Annotated in this window: 21 protein-coding genes; 10 read left to right on the forward strand and 11 right to left on the reverse strand. The window is 68.6% G+C overall.

The features are described 5' to 3' along the window. Positions 1–7: 7 nt before the first annotated feature. Genes LWC35_RS19465 through LWC35_RS19485 form a run of 5 tightly spaced genes read left to right on the forward strand, consistent with a single transcriptional unit; the run spans position 8 to position 3092 of the window. The gene (locus tag LWC35_RS19465) at positions 8–1102 is read left to right on the forward strand and encodes an NADH:flavin oxidoreductase/NADH oxidase (RefSeq protein WP_232871575.1); all 1095 of its coding nucleotides are present in this window, start codon (positions 8–10) and stop codon (positions 1100–1102) included. 14 nt (positions 1103–1116) lie between these two features. Beyond that, a complete protein-coding gene (locus LWC35_RS19470) occupies positions 1117–1590 on the forward strand; it encodes a VOC family protein (RefSeq protein WP_232871576.1) in 474 nt (157 codons plus the stop codon). A 24-nt stretch (positions 1591–1614) separates the two neighbouring features. Then, positions 1615–2388, forward strand: a complete 774-nt coding sequence (locus LWC35_RS19475) for an N-acyl homoserine lactonase family protein (RefSeq protein WP_232871577.1) — start codon at positions 1615–1617, stop codon at positions 2386–2388. 10 nt (positions 2389–2398) lie between these two features. Next, the gene (locus LWC35_RS19480) at positions 2399–2887 is read left to right on the forward strand and encodes a hypothetical protein (protein ID WP_232871578.1); all 489 of its coding nucleotides are present in this window, start codon (positions 2399–2401) and stop codon (positions 2885–2887) included. 46 nt (positions 2888–2933) lie between these two features. Beyond that, entirely contained in the window at positions 2934–3092 is a 159-nt protein-coding gene (locus tag LWC35_RS19485; RefSeq protein WP_232871579.1) for a hypothetical protein, read from the forward strand. A 198-nt stretch (positions 3093–3290) separates the two neighbouring features. Here LWC35_RS19485 and LWC35_RS19490 read toward each other — a convergent pair whose 3' ends face one another. From LWC35_RS19490 to LWC35_RS19530, 9 genes are all read right to left on the reverse strand, one after another. Beyond that, positions 3291–3578, reverse strand: a complete 288-nt coding sequence (locus LWC35_RS19490; RefSeq protein ID WP_232871580.1) for an AMP-binding protein — start codon at positions 3576–3578, stop codon at positions 3291–3293. Positions 3579–3907: 329 nt separating this feature from the next. Next, positions 3908–4831 (reverse strand): VOC family protein, encoded by a 924-nt coding sequence (locus LWC35_RS19495; protein ID WP_232871581.1) that lies wholly within the window; start codon positions 4829–4831, stop codon positions 3908–3910. Between the two features lie 13 nt (positions 4832–4844). Beyond that, positions 4845–5639, reverse strand: a complete 795-nt coding sequence (locus tag LWC35_RS19500) for a fumarylacetoacetate hydrolase family protein (RefSeq protein WP_308194599.1) — start codon at positions 5637–5639, stop codon at positions 4845–4847. 155 nt (positions 5640–5794) lie between these two features. Continuing rightward, a complete protein-coding gene (locus LWC35_RS19505; RefSeq protein WP_232871582.1) occupies positions 5795–6970 on the reverse strand; it encodes an NAD(P)/FAD-dependent oxidoreductase in 1176 nt (391 codons plus the stop codon). Continuing rightward, complete coding sequence (locus tag LWC35_RS19510) at positions 6967–7392, reverse strand: hypothetical protein (RefSeq protein ID WP_232871583.1); 426 nt, start codon at positions 7390–7392, stop codon at positions 6967–6969. Before LWC35_RS19510 ends, LWC35_RS19505 begins: the two co-directional genes overlap by 4 nt. Then, positions 7389–7808 (reverse strand): cupin domain-containing protein, encoded by a 420-nt coding sequence (locus tag LWC35_RS19515; RefSeq protein WP_232871584.1) that lies wholly within the window; start codon positions 7806–7808, stop codon positions 7389–7391. The genes LWC35_RS19510 and LWC35_RS19515 overlap by 4 nt, the downstream gene beginning before the upstream one ends. A gap of 71 nt (positions 7809–7879) precedes the next feature. Beyond that, positions 7880–8935, reverse strand: a complete 1056-nt coding sequence (locus LWC35_RS19520) for a zinc-dependent alcohol dehydrogenase (RefSeq protein WP_232871585.1) — start codon at positions 8933–8935, stop codon at positions 7880–7882. A 111-nt stretch (positions 8936–9046) separates the two neighbouring features. Beyond that, entirely contained in the window at positions 9047–9250 is a 204-nt protein-coding gene (locus LWC35_RS19525) for a ferredoxin (RefSeq protein WP_232871586.1), read from the reverse strand. 4 nt (positions 9251–9254) lie between these two features. Further along, positions 9255–10514 carry a cytochrome P450 gene (locus LWC35_RS19530; RefSeq protein ID WP_232871587.1) on the reverse strand — a complete coding sequence of 420 codons (1260 nt, stop codon included), beginning with the start codon at positions 10512–10514 and terminating at the stop codon, positions 9255–9257. Positions 10515–10718: 204 nt separating this feature from the next. On the opposite strand from LWC35_RS19530, the gene LWC35_RS19535 reads away from it, so the two are divergent. Further along, on the forward strand, positions 10719–11405 hold the full coding sequence (locus LWC35_RS19535) for a GntR family transcriptional regulator (RefSeq protein WP_232871588.1): 687 nt from the start codon (positions 10719–10721) through the stop codon (positions 11403–11405). Positions 11406–11474: 69 nt separating this feature from the next. On the opposite strand, the gene LWC35_RS19540 is transcribed toward LWC35_RS19535, so the two are convergent. Together LWC35_RS19540 and LWC35_RS19545 are read right to left on the reverse strand one after the other, a co-directional pair. Beyond that, positions 11475–12656, reverse strand: a complete 1182-nt coding sequence (locus tag LWC35_RS19540; protein ID WP_232871621.1) for an LLM class flavin-dependent oxidoreductase — start codon at positions 12654–12656, stop codon at positions 11475–11477. A 347-nt stretch (positions 12657–13003) separates the two neighbouring features. Further along, entirely contained in the window at positions 13004–13957 is a 954-nt protein-coding gene (locus LWC35_RS19545; RefSeq protein WP_232871589.1) for an SDR family NAD(P)-dependent oxidoreductase, read from the reverse strand. 360 nt (positions 13958–14317) lie between these two features. Between LWC35_RS19545 and LWC35_RS19550 the strand changes: the two genes are divergently transcribed. From LWC35_RS19550 to LWC35_RS19565, 4 genes are read left to right on the forward strand one after another with little or no spacing between them, the layout of a single operon-like run. Next, positions 14318–14494 carry a nuclear transport factor 2 family protein gene (locus LWC35_RS19550; RefSeq protein WP_232871590.1) on the forward strand — a complete coding sequence of 59 codons (177 nt, stop codon included), beginning with the start codon at positions 14318–14320 and terminating at the stop codon, positions 14492–14494. Continuing rightward, a complete protein-coding gene (locus tag LWC35_RS19555; RefSeq protein ID WP_232871591.1) occupies positions 14491–14742 on the forward strand; it encodes a nuclear transport factor 2 family protein in 252 nt (83 codons plus the stop codon). The genes LWC35_RS19550 and LWC35_RS19555 overlap by 4 nt, the downstream gene beginning before the upstream one ends. 19 nt (positions 14743–14761) lie before the next feature. Next, entirely contained in the window at positions 14762–15571 is an 810-nt protein-coding gene (locus LWC35_RS19560) for an NAD(P)-binding domain-containing protein (RefSeq protein WP_232871592.1), read from the forward strand. Next, on the forward strand, positions 15568–17580 hold the full coding sequence (locus LWC35_RS19565) for an oxidoreductase (RefSeq protein ID WP_232871593.1): 2013 nt from the start codon (positions 15568–15570) through the stop codon (positions 17578–17580). Before LWC35_RS19560 ends, LWC35_RS19565 begins: the two co-directional genes overlap by 4 nt. Positions 17581–17643 lie beyond the last annotated feature (63 nt).

Below are 17643 nucleotides of genomic sequence, written 5' to 3' on the forward strand. Positions count from 1 at the left end.
ACCAGTCGTGTCCGCCTTGTTCACCCCCTTCACGCTCCGCGGGGTCACCAGCCGCAACCGGATCTGGCTGGCGCCGATGTGCCAGTACTCGGTCACCGCCGAGGACGGGGTCCCCACCGACTGGCACCTCGCCCACCTGGGTACCCGTGCCGCGGGCGGGTTCGGCCTGGTCATGACCGAGGCCACCGGGGTGACCCCGGAGGGCCGGATCAGCCCGCGGGACACCGGGCTGTGGAACGACCGGCAGACCGCGGCCTGGGCCCGTATCGTCGGCTTCGTCCACGAGCAGGGTGCGGCGGCGGGCGTGCAGCTCGCGCACGCCGGCCGCAAGGGCGGCTCGTCGAACGGCTCGTGGTGGTTCGGCTCGCGTGTCCCGGCCTGGGAGACGATCGCCCCCTCGGCGGTAGTGTGGAACGGGTTCCCGGCGCCGCGCGCCATGGATGTCGCGGACATCGAGGCGGTGGTGCGGGCCTTCGCCGAGTCCGCCCGCCGTGCCGACCAGGCCGGGTTCGACGTCGTCGAGTTGCACGGGGCGCACGGCTATCTGCTGCACGAGTTCCTCTCGCCGCTGTCCAACCTGCGGACCGACGGGTACGGCGGCTCCTTCGCGAACCGCATCCGGTTCCTCGTCGAGGTCGTCGACGCCACCCGGGCGGCGCTTCCCGACGAGAAGGCCCTGGTCGTGCGGCTGTCGGCGACGGACTGGATCGACGGCGGCTGGGACGTGGCGGAGACCGTCGAGCTCGCCGCCCTGCTCCGTGACCACGGCGTGGACCTCGTCGACGCCAGCTCGGGAGGCCTCGACGAGCGGCAGCAGATCCCCGTCGGACCTGGCTACCAGGTGGACTTCGCCCAGGAGATCCGTGCCAAGTCCGGGGTACCGACCGGCGCGGTCGGGCTGCTGACCGATCCCGCCCAGGCCGAGGACGTGATCGTCACAGGCCGGGCGGACGTCGTCTCGATCGGCCGGGCCGCCCTCCGCGAACCGGCCTGGCCGCTACGTGCCGCGCACGAGCTCGGGCTGTCCCGGTTCGAGGCCCCCTACCCACCCGCCTACGCCAAGGGGGCCTGGCGACCCGCCGACGCCCCCGCCGAACGCTGAACGGAGAACCACGGATGAAGATGCGCCTGCACCACGTGAACGTCGTCTCGGACGACATGGAGGAGCTGAACGGCTTCTACAAGGACGTGCTCGGCCTCGACCAGATCCCGATGATCATCGAGGACGTGCAGGGTCGGACCGCCGTCGAGGGGGAGTCGGAGGAGGACGCACAGCGCCGATCCAACGCGGCCATGTTCAACCCCTCCAACGCCGCATTCTTCGACGTCAGCGGAAAGGACGAGCTGCAGATCCACATCGGCCGTCGGCAGGCCTACCTCGCGCACCGGCTGGGCCACACCGTCAACCCGGTCCTGAAGGGGCACTTCGCTTTTCGCACCGACGACCTCGACGCCGTCCGCAAGGCGCTCAACGAGGCCGGCATCCCCTTCTCCGACTACGGCGAGTGGGTCGTGAAGGGCTGGGACCAGATCTTCCTGACCGACCCCGCAGGCAACGTCGTGGAGATCCAGCAGGTACTCACGGACTGACCTCTTCTCGGAAGGATGCTGACGATGACGACAGCGAAACGCCTCATCCCCCTGGCGGGCGGGAGCATCACCCTCGACTCCGGCTTCCTCGTGATGGGTGGGAAGGAGGAGATCACCGCTCCGTGCCCGGTCTTCCTCATCGAGCACTCGCGCGGGCTCGTTCTGTTCGACACAGGGATGGCGCCTGACGCGTGGGAGGACCCGCGCGGGGTCTACGGCGACCTGATGGACACCCTTAAGCTCACCCTGCCCGCGGAGAACCGGCTGGACCGCCAGCTCGCCAACCACGGTTTCACCCCCGCGGACGTCACCCACGTCGTCATATCCCACGGACACTTCGACCATACCGGCGGGCTCGGGCTCTTCCCGCATGCGCAGATCTACATGTCGCTCGAGGACATCCGGTACGCCTTCTGGCCGGACCCGCTCTACTCGCAGTTCTTCGGGCGAGCGGACCTCGACCGGGCCCGCGCGTACGCCTGGAACCCGCTGAGCTGGGACCTCGACCTGTTCGGGGACGGCAGCGTGCAGATCATCCGGACACCCGGACACACCGACGGCGAGCTGTCGATGGTGGTGAAGCTGCCGTCCCGCTCCTTCCTCATCACCGCCGACGCCGTGCACGCGCGCGACCAGCTCGCCACCGTGATGCCCTGCCCGGTCGACATGAACGCCTCGGCCAGCGTGCAGTCGATCCACCGCATCAACCAGCTCGCCTTCGCCCACGACGCGGAGATCTGGGTCATGCACGACCCGGACGACTGGGCGCGGCTCGGCGGCACCGACTGCTACAGCTGAGGAGCGTGCCGTGCCCAAGAGCATGAGCTCGACGGATGTTCTCCGGCAGGCGATAGAGCGGCTGGGCCTCGACCACCTAGTCGAGGCCCAGCCGCGCGAGCGGGGTCTCCATCGCCTGCAGGTCGCGAGCGTGGCCGCAGGCGCGGCGGAGGGACAGGCGATCCTCTACGCGGCGGAGGTGATGCGCACCGCCGGGGGCGAGTCCGCGCTCGACACCGCGCAGGATCTCGCGTTCCGCGCCACCCGGATGCTCGCCCGCGACGAGCGCACGGGTGAGGTCCTGTGGTGTCTGTGGACGCTGCGGCGGCTCGTGCATCGACTCGCTCGCGCGCGGGAGCGCGCGCCCGACGACCACCTCGAAGCGGCGGGTGCTGCGCTCCACGCCGTCCACGCTTTCCTCTCCGCCTCCCTGTCCGAGACCGAGCCCCTGCAGAGCGCGCTGCGCGCGGAGGCCGCCCAGGGGCTGGACCGCGCCGCCGAGCACCTCGAATCGAAATGATCATGCACGGGGTGTGTCGCAAAGCAGAACACCTGCGGAAACGTCGGTGGGCGGGACCTACGCCACGTCGTTCTACGCCACCGCGGTCCTCGGCGGCGAAGGCCTCGACATGTACCTGGTCGCGGTCGCGGGCATCGCCGTCGGGGTCCTCACGGGGCGAACAGTGTATTCGTCGGGCTCTTCCGAGCGGCGGTCATCATCGTGACCCTCGGGTCGTACTCGATCGAAGTCGACCGCGGCGGGGTCGAGTTCGGGCTCGCCCGCTGTTGGTGACCTCCAGTCCAGCCACCCGGGCGGCGACTCGAGCCCGACGGGACACCAGCACCGTGTGCCGGGGGTGCAAAGCTGCCACCACCGCCAACACCGCGCTGCGGCGGTCGCGGTCCTCGCCGCGGAACCGGTATCAGTCGGCGGCGACGAGCACCATCGGCTGCAGCTGTGAGAGGCGGTCGACCGCGGCCTCGGGTGCGTAGTCCGCACCGACCGAGGCCCAGACCGCTCCGACGGCCGTGTTGGGAAGATAGCCGACGACGCGATCGCCCGTACCGACCCCGAGACCGCGCAGTGCGTCGGCGACGCCGGCCACCTGCCGTCGTAGGTCCTCGAAGGTCAGGACCTCGGCCGCCCTGGTCTCGTCGTGGGTGACGAATGCGGGCGCATCGGGGCTCGACGCACGGAGCAAGGGGTCCACGTAGTTGATCTGGACACCCGGGAACCATTAGGCGCCGGGTATGACGACGGCGTCCAGCACGTCCTGGTACTGGTTGCGGAACGAGACGTCGAGAAAGTCGTGCACGGCCGACCAGAACCCGGGGAGGCCGTTGAACGACCACCGCCAGAGTTGCTCGTAGTCGGCGAATCCGGCGGTGGCGGCTCAACCACCGGGTGAAGGCGCCGAGAGTGGAATCGTCGCGCTCGAGCGGTGTCATCCCGAGGTGCCCACCGCCGTGGCGGCTGCCTCGTCCGGATGACGACGATCGTGGGTGATCCATGGCATCTGGGCGTCCCCCTCTCGGTCCGTCACGTCGAATGCGTGCCGGCCATGTGTGCGGCGAGATCCTCCGGCTTCAGGAACGACGGAGGGGGAGGCGGCCCCCAGTTGTACAGACCGCGTGCCCCTTCGATGGTCTCCGGGCTCCAGAGCTGGTCCTGGACGATCTCGTCGAGGTCGGAGTAGTACTCGGAGAAGTTGCCCGCAGGGTCCTTGAGGTACCAGAAGAAGTTCGAGCCGATGTGGTGCCGTCCCAGGCCCCAGACGTGTCTTCCAGGGTCCTGTTCCAACATCGCCGTAGCGCCTCGGCCCACCTCGTCGACGTCGTCGACCTCCCAGGCCGTGTGGTGCAGGAACGTCGTCGGCGCGGCCTGCACCAGGACGTTGTGATGGTCGACCGAGCACCGCAGGAATGAGGCGAGGCCGGGGACCCGGTCGCTGAGCTTGAGTCCGAGACCGTCGCTGAAGAACCGTCGGCTGGCGTCCTCGTCGGGGCTCCCGATCACCACGTGACCGAGCTTTCGCGGGCGGACCCGCTCGGTGCGCTCGACCGCGGCGGCGCGGACGTCGGGCCTGTCAATCCGGCCCGGACCGTTGTAGAGCGGGGCCGGAGCGGGGGCGACCTCTCGACGCGGCGCGACTTTCAGGGTCACCCGCAGACCGGTGACCCGCTCGACCGCCTCGAGCCGGTCCTCGTCGTGGTGGTCGACCGGGATCTCCATGTCCCGCAGGCTGCGCGCCGCGCGGCCGAGATCGTCGGGATCGTCGACCTCGATCCGTAGCGCGTTCAGACGTCGGGCAGGGGCGCGGACGATGGTGAGCTGCTCGCCCCCGTCAGTGGTCGCGAAACGGCCCGGAGACGTCTCGGTCAAGCCGAAATCGCGGTAGTAGTCGCCGACAGCGGCGGGGTCCGGGACCCCCATCGTGACGGAGGCGAGGCGGTGCAGTGACATCATGAGCTCCTCTCTAGTCGGCGGCGAGGCAGGTCTGCTCGATCTCGCCGATCCCTTCCACTCGGCTGACGATCCGGTCACCGGGGGTGAGGAACCGCGGCGGGGTGCGCGCGGCGCCCACCCCCGCCGGTGTCCCGGTGAAGATCACGTCCCCTGGGTGCAGCGTGCAGATGCCGGAGAGCACCGACACGAGCTCCGGCACTGACCAGATCATCTGGGATGTCCGGCTCTTCTGGACCTCCTCGCCATTGACCGCGCAGGTCAGCAGCAGGTCGTCGGGGTCGGCGAGCTCGTCCGGTGTGACCAGCCAGGGGCCGATCGGGCCGAAGCCGGGGTAGGACTTCCCGAGCGAGAACTGCGGCGCCGGGCCCGCGCTCTGGACGGTCCGTTCGGAGAAGTCCTGGCCCACCGCGAGGCCCGCGACGGAGGACCACGCCTCGTCGACGGCCACGCCGGTAGCGGTTCTGCCGATGACGGCGACTAACTCCACCTCCCAGTCGACCGTCGGTCCCGCGAGGCGGAGCGGGCTGAAGGGCCCGGACAGCGAGGACGGGAACTTGGTGAATGTCGGCGGCACGAGCGTGCGCTCGGTGGCGAGGTTGGACTCCGCCGCGTGGTCCGCGTAGTTCAGCCCGACGGCGAACACTTGCGCCGGTCGTGGCGCCGGGTTACCGAGGCTCGCTCGGTCGAGAGCGACGACCTGGGCGTCGTCGATGTCCCCCGCCCACGCGACGAGGTCACTCCAGACCGGGTACAGGCTCGCGATGTCTGCGGAGAACCGGCCTCCACTCGCCTGCTCCACGTCCACACCCCTCAGCGGATCGGGATCGGTCACCACGTGGGCCCTGCCTCGCACTGTCGCCAGTCGCACCGGCCACCTCCTGGATGTCTCTCGTGCCCCGGCCGGCAGGCTGGGGCGATCAGTACTCTCGGAACGTCTTGCCGCCGTAGGCGACACCGTCGTCAGGCTGTCGACCGCTCCCGGACAAGCGCCTCTCGGTAGGGCCTGGACGGCCCTGCGGCATTCCAGGCGAGGACACCGGTCGGGGACGCGACGTCGCCGTCGTGGAAGACCGCGACGTACGCGGGCCCGCCGGGATCCCCGAACACGACGTCGACGTCGGCCGCGGACGACGTCGAGCCCCAGACCTGAATCTTGAGGTCGAACTGGTCGGTCCAGAAGAAAGGGATCGCACGGCCGGTGGCGGGTGCTCCGCAGATTGCGCGCGCCACCGCCTGGCCCTGCTCGACGGCGCTCGTACGGTGCTCGAACCGGACGTGCTGCCCGAGGTCGGGCCGGTACCAGCGCGCGACGTCCCCGACGGCCCAGACGTGGGGTGCCGCGCGACCCTCGCTGTCGCACAGCACACCGTCGTCCACCTCGAGGGAGGTACCCGCGAGCCACTCGACGGCGGGCACCGACCCCGCCGCGACCAGTACGAGATCTGCGGAGATCGTCGTGTCGTCGGACAGGCGAAGCAGCCAGAAGTCACGCTCGGCCACGCGCTGCGTCTGGCATACGGCTGTCCCGGTCAATACCCGGACGCCCCGGCTGCGGTGCTGGGCGACCAGCGACGACGCCGCGGCTGAGCCGAGCCGATCGGCCAGCGGATGCCGCTGCGGGTCGATCACGGTCACCGCGACCCCTCGGGCCAGAGCAGTGGCGGCGACCTCGAGGCCGAGGAAGCCCGCTCCGAGCACGACGAGGCTACGCGCCGTGCGGAGGCGCTCGCGGAGGGCCACACAGTCGTCGAGGGTGCGGAGCACGAGGGCGTCCCGGGCGAGGACGGGCAGCCGCCGGGCACGTACCCCGGTGGCGATCACCAGCTCGTCGTACGGATACGGACGGCCGTCGACCGTGACCACGAGCCGGTCGGCGCTGTGGAGCGCCGCCGCCGTCACCCCGAGCGCCCACTCGACGTCGGCCTCGGCGATCCGGTGGGCCGAGGCCAGCTGCGCGCGCCCTGGCTCCCACTCGCCGCTGAGCACCTGCTTCGACAGGGGCGGCCGGTCGTAAGGAAGGTGGACCTCGTCGGACAGTACTGTGATCCGGCCGTCGAAGCCGAACCGTCGTAGCGCTTCGACCGTGGACCAGCCGGCCGCGCCCGCACCGACGACGACGACCCGGGAGCGGGTCATGTGACCGCGCTGGCGGCGTGTCGTGCGCCGTCCGCGACGAGTTCGCCCAGCGCCGTGAGCGCACTGCTGTCGACGTACTCGTCGAGCCGGATCACGCGGCCGTCAGGTCCCAGCGTGATGTCGAAGGAGCTGTGGATGGTGAGGGCTGCCCCCGCGGCCGTCCGGAACGTCCACTCCTGAGTCTGCAGGAAACCCGTGTCCGTCACCCCGACCCGACCGACGCTGAGCGAGATGCTGCAGACCGCGCCGATGTCCACCACGGCCGTCACGAGCTCCGCGCCGGTCGACTCGACCTGGTCCGTGTTGTGCCAGAGGGTCGCAGCTGGGTCGATGACAGCCTCGAGCCGGTCTCGGTCGGCGCTCTGCAGGGCGTCCGTCAATGCCGCGGACACCCGCTCCGCCTCGGCCCGGCTCGTCGTCATGCCGTGCCCCCCGGCCACGCCTCGAAGCCGACCTCGGAGTAGTCCCCAGCCCCGGCGAACAGGTGCAGCACCACGCAGTCCGCGCCACTGAGGTTCCGGGCCTCGTGCCAGATGTGGCGGGGGACCAGGCTGGCCTGCCCCACACGGAGCTCAGTGGGGGTGCGGTGCTCGTCGTACATGGTGATCCATCCCTCCAGAGGGACGACGATCTGATCGGCGTGGAAGTGGCGATGCATGTGGTGGACGAAGCCCGCCTCGAACCTGATCACGTCAGCGACGAGCTGCGGGGTGCCGGACGAGGCCGCGTCGAAGAGGTGCCGGTTCCACTGCTTGCCCTCCGAGCCCAGCGGCACCACCGCCATCTCGGTGATGTCGGCGAACGTGAGGACCTTGGCGGAGGCGATGTCGGGTGGCATGGGGAACTCTCCTTACGGTTCCGCGCGAGCGTCCGGTGACGTCGCGGGTGCGGTCGTGGGGACGGACGGGGTCACCGCAGCCCGATCCGGCTCACGACGAGGTCATCGGCGCGGGTGATATCGCAGGGCTCGGCGAGCGCAGGGGCGAAGAGTGTCTTGATCCGCGTGCGGCTCGCGGCGCGGCTGAGGCCCTCCCGAGCCACGTCACGAAGCGGGAACGCCGTCGGCGCGACGTCGGCCCACCCGTCCTCTCGGGTCGCGAGGACCCGCAACGCCTCGGGCAGATCACGAGAGGGGTCGAGGGACACCGAACCCCGGACGTCGAGCTCGCCGAGGGCGATGTCGCGCGCCTCGACACCGACGCCCGGCGCCTGGATCCCGACGAGGACGAGGCGCCCCCCGCGGTCACAGAGCTCGACGGCCGCCGACAGCCCCTGCGGGGTGCCGGACGTCTCGAAGACGACGTCGAAGGACCGGGCCTGCGCGGTGGACCCTTGCCGCCCCCCGAGGGGGCCGCTCGACAGGGCGGTTGCTCCGAGCCGGCGCGCAAGTGCGATCCGGTCGTCGTCGACGTCGATCGCGAACACGTCGGCGCCGCTCTCCACGGCTGCATAGACCAGGAAGGCACCTATCCCGCCGGCGCCGACCACGGCCACCCGCCCACCCGCCGAAGGATCGCCACGGCGAAGGGCGTGGAGGGCGATCGCCATCGGCTGAGCCAGCGCAGCCGTGGACGGGCTCACCCTGAACGGAGTCGCGTCCAGACAAGCCCGTACGGGAATGGTGCAATAGGCCGCCAGTCCGCCGTTCCGGTGCATCCCGACGATGTGGTACCGCTCGCACAGGTTGGGCCGCCCGGCCGCACACTGCCTGCACCCGCCGCACGTCACACCGCCGGAGGAGGTGACGAGTGCGCCGACAGTGAGGCCGCCGTCGGCGGGGCTCTCGACAACGTAGCCCGACATCTCGTGCCCGAGGGTCACCGGACCGGTGTGGCCTGTGATCAGGTGCGGCAGCTCGGCGACGTGGGCGTTGAGCGGGCCGCTCTCGAACTCGGAGACGTCGCTGCCGCACACACCGCAGAACGCGAGCGCGACGAGCACCTCGTCCGGGCCCGGAACGGGCACGTCCACCTGTTCGACGCACACGTTCCCGCGCCCGCGAAAGCGGGCCGCCTCCATCCTGGGCGGGACTACCCTGGACACCAGGCTGCAATCTTGATCAGGATGACCACCACCTCAGACCCGAGACTGGTCGTGGACCTCGATGACGGCGGCCGGACAGGCTGCCGCGGCCTCCTCGACCTTCGCTCGCAGCTCGGCCGGCGGGGCGGCGTCGAGAACGACGATCACCCCCTCGTCGTCGAGATCGAAGACCTCGGGGCAGACCTGGGCGCACGCTCCACTGGCAATGCACTTGTCCGCGTCGACCTGGATGTTCATGATCTCACCGTCGCTTGTCGTGGTAGAGGGGAACGGCCTCGGGGCCCCTGGAGATGAAGGTGCTGCCGAAGGAGAAGTCCTCGGTGGCGAGCTGCCACTCGGGTGCGCGGTCCAGGAACCGGTTGAGGAAGAGCGAGACTTCCTTGCGGGCCAGGCTGACGCCGATGCAGTTGTGGGCGCCGAACCCGAAACCGATGTTTGTCTTGTACTCGCGGAAGATGTCGAAGTCATCCGGCCGCTCCCAGCGAGATGGATCGCGGTCGGCCGAACCGTGCAGCGACCAGACCCGAGCACCGTTCGGAATGTGGTACCCCTCGAGTTCCACGTCGCCGTGTCGGACGAGGCGGGGGAGGAACATAATGGAACCGGTGTGGCGGTTGGCCTCCTCCATCGCCTGTGGGAGCAGCTCTCGATCGTGCTCGATCGCGCGGCGCTGATCGGGGTGGCGGGCCAAGAGGATAAGCATGTTGCTCATCAGGTGCGCCGTGTTGTCCTGTGCGGCGAGGATGAGCTGTGAGATCTGCGCGACGAAGTCTGCCTCGGTGAAATGGGTGACGGCGTCGGGGTCGTCGCCTGCGCCCTGCTGGTCGGCCTCGCCGAGCGTCGACGTCGCCAGGGTGCTGATCAGGTCGTTCCCCGGGTTCCTCCGCCGCTCCCGGAGAAGCCGCCCACAGTACTCCTTAACCTCCTCCTGGGCTGCCAGGCCGTTGCGGAGAAGTTCCGCGGCAATCTCGGGATCGGCCTGTCCGTCGACGTCGGCGAGGCCGATGATCGCCGGCATCCAGGCCCGGAACCGTTCTCGACCTTCCGGCTCCAACCCGAGCATCTCGGTGATGACTGCCGCGGGGATGTAGTGAATCGCCGCGGTCACCGGGTCGACCGTCTCGCCGTCGAGCATGCGGTCGATCACCGGGTCCACCAGCTCATGGACCGTTCGAGTCATCCAACCCGACGCGTCGTCGATCGACCCGCGGGTAAGCTGTGGGCCGAGGACGGCGCGGATCCGGGTGTGGAAGGGCTTGCTCGTGGAGGTCAGCGTCTCCCCGCCCAGGAATCTGCGGCCGAACTCGACGTCCTGGCTGAAGCGGGCCTCGTCCCTGAGCACCGTTCGAGCAGCGCTGTAGGTCGTAGCCATGTAGGTCTTGATGGCCGGGTTGTACACCACAGGGGCCATCTCCCGGAGGGCGTTCAGCTCGGGAAACGGGTTCTTGTTCCGCTCCGGCTCCATGAAGTTGATGCTGTACTCCGGGGGCACGCTGGTCACCGTTAACGCATTGTGCATAATCAGGACGCTAGCACGTGCCCGAAGTCACCGGCAATACCTCTTGATGTCATGGGAGGTGGGCGACAGACCGTGCTGTACGGGCATGCCAAGACTGCAGTCGGTGCGCCGCGAAGCCCAGGTTTGGCTGCCTGGAGCGACGTCACGCCGGTTCGTGCATCGTGCACAGCCTGGTAATCTGCAGGTATGGCAACAGTGGGTATGCCGGTCACCCGTGCGAGCGCGATCACGCAGGAGCTGCGGCAGCTCATCCTGTCCGGAGCGCTGGCGCCCGGTACGCGGCTGCGGCAGATGGAGATCGCCGACCGCTTCGGTGTCAGCTCCACGCCGGTGCGGGAGGCCTTCACCGCGTTGGCCCGGGAGGGGCTCGTGCGGCAGTCCACCCACCGCGGCGTGATCGTCTTCGCGCCGTCGGTGGCGGACATCCGTGAGAACTTCGAGATCCGGATCGCTCTCGAGTCGCTCGCCGCGGAGCGTGCCGCCGAGGTCATCAGTGAGGACGCCTTGGCGGAGCTCGACGACTTGCTGGGGCGGATGAAGATCGCCCTCGTCGAGGATCCTGACATGCATTCGGCTGAGCTCAACCCACGGTTCCATGCAGTCATCAATGGAGCGGCCAAGCGGCCACGGCTCAACGCCATGATCGAATCCTTGCGTGATGCGTCGGTGGCCTATCACACGCAGTTCGCCCAGCCGATGCTCACGGCGGAGTATGCGTGCGCCATACAGGAGGAGCACGAAGAGATCGTCGCCGCATTGCGGGCACGGTCGCCCAAGCGAGCTGCTGAAGCTGTCGCGCACCACATTCGCCACAACGAGGAGACCGTACTGGCACACCTTCGGAGTGTCGGGGCGGCCACGGACCGAGGTTGAGACGACGAGGCCCGGGTCACCTCGGCGGCTCCCGGGCCGTCGTCGTCCTGGAGGCCGATCGCGGGCGAGCTACTTGCGCAGGCCGGCCTCGCGGAGCAGTGGCATGACCTTCTCGCCGAAGTCGGCCAGCTCCTCCTTGTAGTTCAGGAAGCCCAGCATGACGCCGTCGAGCCCGGTCCCACTCATCTCTTGGAGCTGCGCGGCGACCTGCTCAGGGGTTCCGACGACGCGGGCGGCGCCCCCGCCGGCCACGAAATACCTGGCGAACTCGCCCTTCAGCGTGTCCTCGGAGAACGACGCGCTCTGAAGTCCGAGCGCCGACATCCAGTTCGCCGCGCCCTCGACGTCGGCCATCTCGACGACTCGCTCGAGATCGCGGCGGGCCTCTGCCTCGGTGTCGCGGCAGATCACGAACGCGTAGGTCAGGACCCCGATGTCGCGCTCGTACTTCTCCCTCGCGAGCCGCTTGATGTCGGCCACGTACTTCGTGCCGGCCTCTGGTGAGGCATAGCTGGCGAAGTTGAAGTCGGCGTGGCGGGCCGCCCATTCCGCCCCGGTCGGCGACGAACCCGCGTTGAGAACGACCGGACGTGGCTGGATCGGCTTCGGGGCCGACTCCGCATTCTTGAGCGTGAAGTGCTCGCCCGCGAAGTCGAACTCCGCGGTCTCGTTCCACAGCCGGTCGACGATCTCGAGCCACTCCGAACCGAAGGCATATCGAGCCTGGTGGTCCCGCTGGGTCAGCCCGAACATGTCGAACTCCCGGGTCAGCCAGCCCATGACGACGTTCAGTCCTGCCCGGCCGCCGGAGATGTGGTCGATCGTCGTGATCATTTTGGCTGCCGCGATGGGTGAGACGACGGGGGCGTGTACGGTCGCGAAGGTCATGATCTCCTTCGTGCTCGCCGCGATCGCGGCGGCGAAGGTCATCGGCTCGAAGTTCTCGCCCAGATAGTTGATCTTCCCTCCGGCGCCCTTCCAGCGCGCGATGGGAATGTACGCCTCCAAGCCCAACCGGTCGGCGAGCTGGGCCAGCTCCAGTTGGTGGTCCCATTCGATCCGTAACGTGGACTCAGCGGTAGAGATGGCCATCCCGCCGCTGCAGTTCATCCCGAAGACACCGAGCTTGAGCGCGTTCTCGTTATAGAGCGGCAGGGTCTGCCGCCGGAACTCTCGCAGCTCGGCGTCGCTCTCTGGCCGGTGAGCGGAGGTGCGCTGCCGACCGGCGTCTACCATTGACGCATTGTGCATAATCGTCAAGTTAGCAGTGTTCTGACTGCCCGGCAACCCGCCCAGTGCTCGTCGGGGCTCCGCGGGAGGTCGACCTCTGTTGCAGCGTCGTGATGCCGAAGAGGGCGACCATCCGGTAGGATTACCAACTGATCAGTCAGTCTAAGGTGGAGGTCTCCGGGTCCTTCGCGCCACCGGAACCAGCCGCGTGACGGACTCAATAGCCTGCCTCGCAAGTTGGTCGACGCGCCGCCGTATCGCTGCGGTCGACCTGGCCGAGTCAGCTGATCTTGATCAGCTGACTCGATCCTCGACTCAGCGATGGGACTGCTTCTGGGGTTTCGGACTCGGTGTCATGCGTCGTTCCGCTAGGCGCGTTTGCCCGACGTCTCCCAGTGGTCCACTGTCGACCACGCCTTCATCTTCGGGGCGTAGACGGCCACGTCGTTCGGGTCTGCTGTTCCTGCGCCTCCGGAGGTGTGGTGGCCGCCGTCGATGGCGAGGTTCAGGCCGTTGATCCAGGACGCCTCGTCGGAAGCCAGGTACACGACGGCGCTCGCGATGTCGTCGGGTTCACCGAGGCGTTTGGTCAGGTGGGCGTTCATGACCACCTGGCGGTCGGCGGTTCCCTCTGCGCCGTAGAAGTTCAGGCCTCTTGGCGTGGCGACGCACCCGGGGGAGATGGTGTTCGTCCGGATGTTCCATGGTGCCAGCTCGTGCGCCAGGTAGGAGGCAAGTCGGATCACCCCGGCCTTTGCCACCGAGTAGGCGGGATGAAGAGGCAGGTTTCCTGGGTAGCCGGTGCCGAGGTTCGCGCCGGCGACGGAGCCCATGTAGCTCATGCTGCCGCCGCCGCGCGCCCGAAGGTGAGGAATGGCGTGCTTGGAGACGAGGAAGGGGATCAGCAGGGTGTGGTCGATCGTGAACTGCCAATCGTCCAGGCTCGAGTCCTCGACTGCTCCCAGTCTCATCTGCATTGCATTGTGATGCACGACGTCCACGCCACCGAACTTGTCGGCGGCGAACTCCAGTAGGTGGTGGGCGTGTTGCTCGTTGGTCAGGTCGATCGGATGGAGTGACTCCATCCTTCCTCCGGCCGCTCGCACGATGTCGAGAGTCTCCTGGGCGTCCTCGCCCAGGATGTCGCATCCGATGACGGACGCGCCTTCGGCCACGCAGCGGAGGGCGACCTGCCTGGCCATCCCGATTCCGGTTCCGGTGATGACGACGACTTTGCCTTCCAGGCGACCTGGCACCGCGCTCTCCCTCGTCGGTGTGGCGGGATCGAACGCGTTCAGCCCGGCCCGGCCGATTTTGACCACATGGTCGGCTTACTGAACGCGTGGTTGGTCATCGTGATGCGGGGCGCGGGGGGTGTCAAGACGCTGCCCGTCGTCCGCTTGCGGCTGTTGACAGGAGCGCGAGCCGCACCCTAATTTGACCTAGCAGTTGGATTGCCAACTCACTGGTTACATCCGCTGAGCATGACGCTCGGCCGCGTCCCCGGGCCCAGTCCCGGGCGCGCCCATCCCGACGAGGACACGTTGCGGTGTCCGTACGGAGGTCACTGAGGTGGCGAGTCTCGAGGGCAAGGTCGGACGAGCTCATCCGGTACCACTCGCGAGCCATCCGCTTCCACAGCGAGCGTGTCGAAGCGCTTGCCGCCGAATAGCGCGGCCGTCATGAGTACGGAATCGACACTTCCGGGATGGCTCGCGACGGCGATCGACGCCCTTTCGGGCGGCGATCTCGACGGATGGCTGGCCATGTTCGCCCCGGACGGCGTCCACGAACTGCCGTGGGCGCCCGAGCATCGAGTTCGCAGGTTGGAAGGCCACGCGGCGATGCGCGCCACATGAGTCGACTGGCCGAACGCCTCGAGATCGGGACCTTCCGCGACGTGCAGACCCTTCAGGCTGGCGACGACACCGTCGTGCGCGCCACCGGCCACCACAGGCTCCTCGACGGAACGCCTGTGGTCCTGCACTACATCTGGTTCATCACCCGTCGGAACGGCAAGGTCACGCATCTACAGGACTACATCAATCCGCAGGCAGCGCCTCGACGCGGAGGCGGAGAGGGAGTGCTCGTTGACGGACGATCATGACGTGGACCGGACCCGGATCGTGGTCGTCGGGCTCGGAGGGATCGGCGGCGGAATGGCCCGGCGGCTCGCCGACTGCGACAGAGACGTCGTCGGACTCGATGTCGACGCCCTGCGGGCCGGCGCGTGGAGCGCGAGTTCGGGGACTCCCGCAGTCTCCGTGTTCGAGGACATCGACTGGCAGACCGTCCGCTGCGTCGTGATCGCGGTGCGTACGGCACCGCAGGTCGAATCGGTGCTCTCCCGCCCGGAGGTGTCCTCGGTCCTCGTGGACGGGGCGAGCGTCTTCATCGTCACCACGATGACACCGTCCGCAGCACGTGCCGTGATCGGCGGCGGGCCCGCAGGTCTCCGCCTGTTCGAGCTCCCCGTCTCGGGCGGAGAGGTCAAGGCGGCGCAGGGGGAGCTCACCGGTCTCCTCGCCGGCCCAGAGCCGGACGAGTTCGAGCGCGACCTCCTCCGTGATCTCTTCGCGAGGACCTTCACTCTCGATGCGGTCGGTCAGCCCTCCCTGCTCAAGTTGATCAACAATGGTCTCGCGACCCACAATGCGCTGGCCGCAGCGGTCGCGCTCGCCACGGCGCACGAGGGTGGAATCGACGCGTCGGTCGCGTGCAGCGTGATTCGGACGTCCTCGGGATCGAGCGTGATCGGAGACGGTCTGGCCGTGCTCTCGGACAACCAGGTGGATCTGCTGGTGAAGGACCTGCAGTTGCTCAGCGACGAGCTGATGGGTTCGCCGTTCGCGGACATGAGCGTCGACGAGATCAAGCCGAGGGTCGTCGCAGCACGTGCGCTGCTGAGCGCCACGTCGGAAGGAGACCAGCTATGATCGAGGAATGGCGGGACGGGACGGTGCTCCCGCACCTGATGAGCCCCACGCGGATCGGGTCGCGCGCCGTGAAGAACCGCATCGTCTCGCCGCCCCACGGCACCTACTTCGCCGCCGGCGGCCTGGTCACCGACCGCCAGATCGCTTACTACGCCGAACGCGCCGCCGGTGGCGTCGGCATGATCGTTGCGGGGAACTTCGCCGCATGGGACCGCTCGAAGACCGGTGGCGCTCAGAACTACGCCTTCGCCCCCGAGGCGCTCGAAGGGCATCGTAGACTCGCACAGACCGTGCAGGCGCACGACGCGCTGATGGTCGCACAGCTCTGGGACGGCGGACGTCAGGGCTCGTCACTGCAGAGCAGACTGCCCCTGCTGTCGGCGTCACCGCTTCCGGATCCGGTCGTCCGCGAGACTCCGAAACAGCTCGAGGCGTTCGAGATCGAGGAGATGATCGCGAGCTTCGCGCGGTCGGCCGGGCTCATGGCCGAAGCGGGTTGGGACGGCGTCGAGCTCCTCGCCGCCCAGGGCTACGGTCTCGCCCAGTTCGTCTCGCCCCAGATGAACCGCCGCACCGACGGGTGGGGCGGGTCGCACGAGGGTCGGGCGAGGATCGTGTGCGAGATCGTGCGCCGCATCCGGACGGCCGTCCCTGCGGACTTCCTCGTGGGCGTGCGCATCAACGGCGACGACATGATCCCCGGTGGTGTCACGCCGGCCGATGCCGTCATCACCGCGAGACTGCTGGAGCAGGTGGGAGGGGTCGACTACCTCAACGTCAGCGGGGCGAGCAACGAGAACTATCCCCTGTGGATCGCCGACATGTCCCACGACGCCGGACTCTTCGTCAGCGCTGCGCAGATGATCAAAGATGCGGTGTCGCTGCCGGTGATGGTGGCTACCCGTGTCAAGGACCCGCTTATGGCTGAGCGGTTGGTGGCCGACGGCGAGGCCGACCTGGTGGGGATGAACCGAGCACTGATCGCCGATCCCACACTGCCGAAGAAGATCGCGGATGGGCGACTCAGCAGTGCCGTCCCGTGCATCAGCTGCAACCAGGGTTGCGTGGGTCGGAGCGCGATGGGCGCGGCGATGAGCTGCACGGTCAACCCACGGGTGGGCTTCGAGGACATACCGTTCCACGGTGCCCTCCCGCATCGGTCCGTCGGGGTGGTGGGCGGGGGACCGGCGGGTCTCAAGGCGGCAGTCACGGTCGCCGAGGCCGGTGCCGAGGTGGTGCTCTTCGAGTCCGGTCCGAGACTGGGCGGACAGATCGAACTCGCCTCCCGCTGCGCGAGCCGCGCGGAGCTCCACCTGATCGTCGAGCACCTCAGCCGTCGGCTGGCGGACCTCGGGGTCGACGTGCGGCTGGGTGTCACCGCCACCGTCGCAGACCTCAGGGTATTCGACCATGTACTCCTGGCGGCCGGATCGCGGCCGTTGCGCACCGGCTTCTCCACCGCCCGCCCCGATGTCCTGGCCCTGCAGGGGCATGATCTCCCCCACGTGAAGTCCGTATGGGATGTCCTCGAGGCACCGGACTTGGTCGGGGCTCGGGTCCTCGTCGTCGAGGACGAGTTCCAGGGGCAGGCGACTACCGCGGCCGAGTTCCTCGCCCAGCACGGGCGCGCTGTGACCGTTGTGTCGAGGTCGATGTCGGTCGGCCTGTGGAGCGGGCCCAACCAGGAGTTCCTGTACAAGCGTCTGCGCCGGGCCGGCATCGAACTCAGGCCCCATACGTGGATCTCGGCCATCCAGGACCGGGGTGTGCACGCCTACGACGTCTTCGCGGGCGACACCGTCGACCTGGGTGAGTTCGACACCGTCGTCCTCGCGACGGGGAACGTCGTCAACGACGACCTGTATCGGCAGATGAGCGACGACCCGCGCGTCGTCCGCATCGGCGACTGTCTGGCGCCTCGTCGACTCGACAACGCCATCTGGGACGGCTTCCACGCCGTCGACCACATGACGACGGTGACTCGAACTGCAGATCGCGTGCCGTCCTGAGGCAGCGCCGTAGTCCGTGAACGTCGCCGCCCGCCGTCGGCGGGTGGTTCCACAGTCGCGCCG

Source organism: Pseudonocardia kujensis, from assembly GCF_021283305.1.
Lineage (GTDB): Bacteria > Actinomycetota > Actinomycetes > Mycobacteriales > Pseudonocardiaceae > Pseudonocardia > Pseudonocardia kujensis.

Excerpts from the sequence above, each read along its gene's own strand:
- LWC35_RS19470 (WP_232871576.1), top strand. The coding sequence starts at position 1,117 with ATGAAGATGCGCCTGCACCACGTGAACGTCGTCTCGGACGACATGGAG.
- LWC35_RS19475 (WP_232871577.1), top strand. The coding sequence starts at position 1,615 with ATGACGACAGCGAAACGCCTCATCCCCCTGGCGGGCGGGAGCATCACC.
- LWC35_RS19495 (WP_232871581.1), bottom strand. The coding sequence starts at position 4,831 with ATGTCACTGCACCGCCTCGCCTCCGTCACGATGGGGGTCCCGGACCCC.
- LWC35_RS19505 (WP_232871582.1), bottom strand. The coding sequence starts at position 6,970 with ATGACCCGCTCCCGGGTCGTCGTCGTCGGTGCGGGCGCGGCCGGCTGG.
- LWC35_RS19510 (WP_232871583.1), bottom strand. The coding sequence starts at position 7,392 with ATGACGACGAGCCGGGCCGAGGCGGAGCGGGTGTCCGCGGCATTGACG.
- LWC35_RS19515 (WP_232871584.1), bottom strand. The coding sequence starts at position 7,808 with ATGCCACCCGACATCGCCTCCGCCAAGGTCCTCACGTTCGCCGACATC.
- LWC35_RS19525 (WP_232871586.1), bottom strand. The coding sequence starts at position 9,250 with ATGAACATCCAGGTCGACGCGGACAAGTGCATTGCCAGTGGAGCGTGC.
- LWC35_RS19535 (WP_232871588.1), top strand. The coding sequence starts at position 10,719 with ATGGCAACAGTGGGTATGCCGGTCACCCGTGCGAGCGCGATCACGCAG.
- LWC35_RS19540 (WP_232871621.1), bottom strand. The coding sequence starts at position 12,656 with ATGCACAATGCGTCAATGGTAGACGCCGGTCGGCAGCGCACCTCCGCT.
- LWC35_RS19550 (WP_232871590.1), top strand. The coding sequence starts at position 14,318 with ATGAGTACGGAATCGACACTTCCGGGATGGCTCGCGACGGCGATCGAC.
- LWC35_RS19555 (WP_232871591.1), top strand. The coding sequence starts at position 14,491 with ATGAGTCGACTGGCCGAACGCCTCGAGATCGGGACCTTCCGCGACGTG.
- LWC35_RS19565 (WP_232871593.1), top strand. The coding sequence starts at position 15,568 with ATGATCGAGGAATGGCGGGACGGGACGGTGCTCCCGCACCTGATGAGC.